Source organism: Methylobacterium sp. WL119 (genome assembly GCF_008039875.1).
Taxonomy (GTDB): Bacteria; Pseudomonadota; Alphaproteobacteria; order Rhizobiales; family Beijerinckiaceae; genus Methylobacterium.
The window spans coordinates 1-5,204 of sequence record NZ_VRUU01000173.1; the positions used below are offsets into that span (position 1 = coordinate 1).

At 73.1% G+C, this 5,204-nt stretch carries 5 protein-coding genes and 1 pseudogene; 2 read left to right on the forward strand and 4 right to left on the reverse strand.

The genetic code is table 11. From position 1 onward, the window contains the following. Nucleotides 1-810, reverse strand: a pseudogene (locus FV227_RS29425) (hypothetical protein); the annotation flags it as partial. Nucleotides 811-895: 85 nt separating this feature from the next. Then, entirely contained in the window at nt 896-1,945 is a 1,050-nt protein-coding gene (selD, locus tag FV227_RS27635; RefSeq protein WP_147729373.1) for a selenide, water dikinase SelD, read from the reverse strand. A gap of 159 nt (nt 1,946-2,104) precedes the next feature. Between selD and moaB the strand changes: the two genes are divergently transcribed. Beyond that, entirely contained in the window at nt 2,105-2,659 is a 555-nt protein-coding gene (gene moaB / locus FV227_RS27640) for a molybdenum cofactor biosynthesis protein B (protein ID WP_147729372.1), read from the forward strand. 3 nt (nt 2,660-2,662) lie between these two features. Here the strand turns inward: moaB and FV227_RS27645 are convergent, their stop codons facing one another. Continuing rightward, nucleotides 2,663-3,181: a hypothetical protein gene (locus FV227_RS27645; protein WP_147860381.1), complete on the reverse strand. Its 519-nt coding sequence runs from the start codon at nt 3,179-3,181 to the stop codon at nt 2,663-2,665. 175 nt (nt 3,182-3,356) lie between these two features. Between FV227_RS27645 and FV227_RS27650 the strand changes: the two genes are divergently transcribed. Continuing rightward, complete coding sequence (locus FV227_RS27650) at nt 3,357-4,469, forward strand: PA0069 family radical SAM protein (protein ID WP_147860382.1); 1,113 nt, start codon at nt 3,357-3,359, stop codon at nt 4,467-4,469. 102 nt (nt 4,470-4,571) lie between these two features. Here the strand turns inward: FV227_RS27650 and FV227_RS27655 are convergent, their stop codons facing one another. Continuing rightward, nucleotides 4,572-5,198, reverse strand: coding sequence for a ribonuclease HII (locus FV227_RS27655; protein WP_147860383.1), 627 nt, complete (start codon nt 5,196-5,198; stop codon nt 4,572-4,574). Nucleotides 5,199-5,204: the final 6 nt, after the last annotated feature.

Consider the following 5,204-nt stretch of genomic DNA (forward strand, 5'->3'; position numbering starts at 1 on the left):
CCCCTGCTCCGCAGGGTACCCTCCCCCCTTGGCGGGGGAGGGTACCCTGCGGAGCAGGGGGGGAGAGGGGCGCGACGGTGTCGGATACGGCGCTCCCCTCTCCCGACCCTCGCTGACGCGAGGCCCACCCTCCCCTGCAGAGGGGGGAGGGGAAGACGCGGATGGACTTGAATCCGTTGCGTGAATCGTCCGCTCGCGCTGCAGCAGGACGGGCCGGCCGATGCGGGTGACGCCGGCCTCCGTCCGCACGGCTGCCGACCAGGCGCGTGCGGTCCACTCGGCGTCGACCGGATCGAAGCTGCCCAGCATGCCGAGCGCGGCACGCCGCCAGAGAACTTCGCCGCCGGTGAAGACGGCGTCCGGCGCGGCGTCATCCCCCGCCGACGAGGGCAGGTCGAGGCCGGTCACCGCGTCGTCGAACAGCACCCGAAGCCCCGCCACCGCATCCGCCCCCGAGAGGACCGCGTCGAGAACGAGGGCGGCGAGCGCGCCGGGCGCCAGGAGATCGCCCGCCCGCAGGACCAGGACGAAGTCGACCCCGTCGTCGGCGATAATCGCGGCGGGCGACGTCAATCCCGGCGGCACGACGTCGTGCCGGCATTCCGGGTAGTCCTGCCGGGCGACCGAGGCGATGCTGTCGGCCAGACGCGGCGCGTCGCCGGAGGCGACGGTGAGCACGCGCAGCCGCGGCCACGGGCGTCCGTCCGGCAAGGCGTCCGGGCGCGCGAGCGCGATGGCGGATCGGCCATAGGGCCAATCCGCGACGCCGTGGGCGGTTTCGAGATCCGGGTCGTAGGGAACGTCGGTCACGACGGGGGCGGGCGGCTCTGCGCGACGCATCGCGGGGCCGCGATGATGCCGGAGGATTGGTTTCGATCACCTTCCGGCCCTGGGATCAGCCGGCGACGCGAATTCCCGCCGCGCCCGCCTCCGCCCGCCCGACGATCGCCGCCGCCGGATGCCCGGCGGCGCGGATGCGGGCGAGGATCGCGTCTGCGCGCTCGGGGGCGCAGGCGACGAGCAGGCCGCCCGAGGTCTGCGGATCGGTAAGCAGGTGCCGCGCCCATTCGGGGAAGCCGTCCTCCAGCGCGACCTCGCCGCCGAACGCGGTCCAGTTGCGGTGGGAGGCGCCGGTGACGAAGCCGTCCCGGGCGAGCGTTTCGGCCGAGGGCAGCAGCGGCACGGACGGCCAGTCGATCACGAGGCGGCAGCCGGCGCCGCGCGCGAACTCGAGGCCGTGCCCGAGCAGGCCGAAGCCGGTGACGTCGGTGATGGCGTGCACGTCCGGGTCGGCGGCCAGCTCGGTGCCGACCTTGTTCAGCAGCGTCGTCGTCGCGACGAACGCGGCGTAGCCGCCCTCCGGCAGGGCGTCGCGCTTGATCGCGGCGGAATAGACGCCGACGCCGAGGGGTTTGGTCAGGATCAGCGCGTCGCCGACCCGCGCGTCGGCGTTGCGGCGCACGTCCTCGCGGCGGCAGGTGCCGATCACCGCCAGGCCGTAGATCGGCTCCGGCGTGTCGATCGAGTGCCCGCCGGCGATCGGGATGCCGGCCTCGGCGCAGGTCGCCGCGCCGCCCTTCAGGATCTCGGCGACGATCTGGGGCGCGATCTTGCCGACCGGCATCCCGAGGATGGCCAGCGCCATGATCGGGCGGCCGCCCATGGCGTAGACGTCGGAGATCGCGTTGGTAGCGGCGATCCGGCCGAAATCGCGCGGGTCGTCGACCATCGGCGTGAAGAAGTCGGTGGTGGCGATGACGCAGGTGCCGTCGTCGAGCGCCCAGACCGCGGCGTCGTCGGCGGTCTCGTTGCCGACGAGCAGGCGCTCGAACGGGCCGGCGATCGGCTGGTCGGCGAGCAGCGACCGCAGGATCGCCGGGTCGAGCTTGCAGCCACAGCCGCCGCCGTGGGCGAGGCTGGTGAGGCGGACGGGGGTCGCATCCATGAGGGCACCGCGAGTTCGAACGGACCGGGGTCGCTGATCGGTGCCGATACCATGGATCGCGGGTTCGGCGCGCCTCGGCCCGCGCGCCGCACGCCGGGAAGGATGGGACAATCGCGGGCGGGCGCCCATATTCCGGTCGTTCAACCCGGAGACGGCCCGATGCCCGATACGCCTGCCCGCAGCTTCGTCCCCCTGTCGATCGCGGTGCTGACCGTCTCGGACACGCGCCGGCCGGAGGACGACCGCTCCGGCGACACCCTGGTGCAGCGGCTGACCGAGGCCGGCCACAGGCTCGCGGCGCGCGCGATCGTGCCGGACGAGGCGACGGCGATCCGCGGGACGGTCGAGGGCTGGACGCGCGATCCCGGAATCGACGTGGTGATCACCACCGGCGGCACCGGCTTCACCGGCCGCGACGTCACGCCCGAGGCGTTGGAGCCGCTGTTCGAGAAGCGGATGGACGGCTTCTCGGCGGTGTTCCACCGCATCTCCTACGACAAGATCGGTACCTCGACGCTGCAGTCGCGGGCGACGGCCGGGGTCGCCAACGCCACCTACGTCTTCGTGCTGCCGGGCTCGCCGGGCGCCTGCCGCGACGCCTGGGACGGGATCCTGGTCAGCCAGCTCGACTACCGGCACCGCCCCTGCAACTTCGTCGAGATCATGCCGCGCCTGGACGAGCACCTGCGGCGGGGCGCCTCGCTCACGGCCTGAGGATCACATCCGGTCGATCCGCGCGATCAGGCGCCGCGGCACCAGCCGCGGGGCGAAGGTTCCGATCTCGGTGAGGCGATCGCGGCGGACGAGGTCGCCGGGCCGCGCCGCACCCGCGCCGAGCAGCGCCTCGGCCCGAATGGCCAGCCGCGTCGCCAGCCCGGCATGCGGGCGGGACAATCGCCCCAGGGCGTCGGCCGGCGCTGTGCCGACGAACCGGTCGAGGGTGCGGATCCAGCCGTCGCCGGGCACGTCGCCCGCCTCCAGGCACAGCACCCAGTCGCGGCGCGCGACCGCCGCGCCGGCGAACCACCGGTCCGATCCGCGCGGCGGCACCACCAGGGTCGCGCCGGTCGCGTCGGCGATCGTGTCGACCGCCTCGCCCATCGCGGCGGCGACGATCACGGCGTCACCCACGAGCCCGGCGGCCACGCCTCCGACGAGGGCGCCCAGGGTGTCGGCCAGACGGTCGATCGCATCGGCATCGCCGGGCTCGGCGACATGAACCAGGGCGGAGATCATGGCCGCGCATACCGTATTTTCGCCGGGCGCGGGCAGGCCGGCTCGACGCGGCGGCCCAGCGTTGCACCACAGCCACAAAGCCCGAGAAACTGCCTAAAATCGAGGCGTATCCGACCGGCCTCGTTCCTGTTATGTTCCATGTGAAACACGCTTCCGCCGGGGTGCTGCCAGTCCGATGTCCACACCCCGTCCTCCGCTCGGCGCCGAATCCACGCCGCGACGCCGGCTCGCCGCGACGTCGGAAACGCTGCGCGGCCGGGGCGCCACCGCCAACCCGGGCGGGCGCTTCGAGGCGATCCGCCGCGAGGCCGCCGACGACGGCTGGCCGGCGGACGAGCCCGCACCGGCCAGACGCACAGAGGTGACGCTGGAGCGGGCGAGCGGGATCATCTCCCGCAACACCTCGCCCGACATCTCGTTCGACCGCTCGATCAACCCCTATCGCGGCTGCGAGCACGGCTGCGTCTACTGCTTCGCCCGGCCGAACCACGCCTATGCCGGCCTGTCGCCCGGGCTCGACTTCGAGACGAAGCTCTTCGCCAAGCCGGACGCCGCGCGCCTGCTCGAGCGGGAGCTGTCGGCGCCGGGCTACGCGCCGCGGACCATCGCTCTCGAAACGGCGACCGACCCGTATCAGCCGATTGAGCGCGAGCACCGCATCACCCGGGAGATCCTCGAGGTGCTGGCCCGCCTGCGCCATCCCGTCGGCATCGTGACGAAGTCGAACCTCGTCACCCGCGACATCGACATCCTGGCCGGGATGGCGGAGCGGAACCTCGTGAAGGTGGTGATGTCGGTGACGACCCTCGATCCGGTGCTCGCCCGGAAGATGGAGCCGCGCGCGCCGCATCCGCGCAAGCGCCTGGAGGCGATCCGGGCGCTCAGCCGAGCCGGCGTGCCGGTGATGGTGATCGTCGCGCCGATCATCCCCTCGCTCAACGACCACGAGATCGAGGCGATCATGACGGAGGCCCGCGCCTGCGGCGCGCGGGAGGCGAACCTCGTGCTGCTGCGCCTGCCGCACGAGCTGAAGGACCTCGTCGCCGACTGGTTCGCCGAGCACTATCCCGGGCGGCAGCGCCACGTGTTCTCCCTGGTCGAGCAGGCCCGCGGCGGCCGCGAATACGACGCCACGTTCGGCAAGCGGATGACCGGGGAGGGCGCCTACGCCGGCCTAATCGCGACGCGGATGCGGCTGGCCAAGGCGCGCCTCGGCTATGCGCAAACCCGCATCACCCTCGACGCCTCGGCCTTCGCCAAGCCCAGCGAGCAGTTCTCGCTGCTGTGACGGAGGCGAAGGCGGCGATCGAGCAATGCTCCGCGGCGGCAGGACGGCTGAATCGTTTTGGCATCGACGGACGACCTCAGGCATCTCGCAAACGATTGCGACCTAATCGGCGCCCGTGGTGTTCGCTCCGCCATCGCCGTACGCCCGCGTGAAACTCAGCCGGTGATGCGGGGTGCGGCCGTGGGTCCTGAGGCCGGCGAGGTGCACCGGGGCGCCGTAGCCGACGTTGCGATCCCAACCGTAATGCGGGTGGCGCCGGGCCAGCACCCGCATCAGCGCATCGCGAAACGTCTTGGCGACGATCGAGGCGGCGGCGATCTGCGGCACCGCGCGGTCGCCGCCGACGACCGCACGGCAGGGCTGCGGCAGGCGGGGAACCGCGTCCCGCCCGTCGACCAGCACCGGCGCATCGAGGGCGAGCCGCAGCACCGCCCGGCGCATCGCGTCGAGGGTGGCGACGCGGACGTTGACCCGGTCGATCAATGCCCGGGATCCCGCCGCGACCGCGACGCGGCCCTGCGCGCGGATCAGCGGCGTTAGGATCTCGCGCAGCGGTTCCTTGACCCGCTTGCTGTCGTCGAGGCGGGCGAGCAGGTCCGGCGGGATCGCGGTCGGGTCGAACCACACCGCCGCGACGACCACCGGGCCGCACAGGGCGCCGCGCCCGACCTCGTCGCAGCCGATGACGGCGGGGTAGTCGGCGGCGCAGGCGGGATCGAAGGGGGGCACGGGGCG

Bases quoted from the DNA above. Each gene is read 5' to 3' on its own strand.
- selD (WP_147729373.1), bottom strand. From the start codon at position 1,945: ATGGATGCGACCCCCGTCCGCCTCACCAGCCTCGCCCACGGCGGCGGC.
- moaB (WP_147729372.1), top strand. From the start codon at position 2,105: ATGCCCGATACGCCTGCCCGCAGCTTCGTCCCCCTGTCGATCGCGGTG.
- FV227_RS27645 (WP_147860381.1), bottom strand. From the start codon at position 3,181: ATGATCTCCGCCCTGGTTCATGTCGCCGAGCCCGGCGATGCCGATGCG.
- FV227_RS27650 (WP_147860382.1), top strand. From the start codon at position 3,357: ATGTCCACACCCCGTCCTCCGCTCGGCGCCGAATCCACGCCGCGACGC.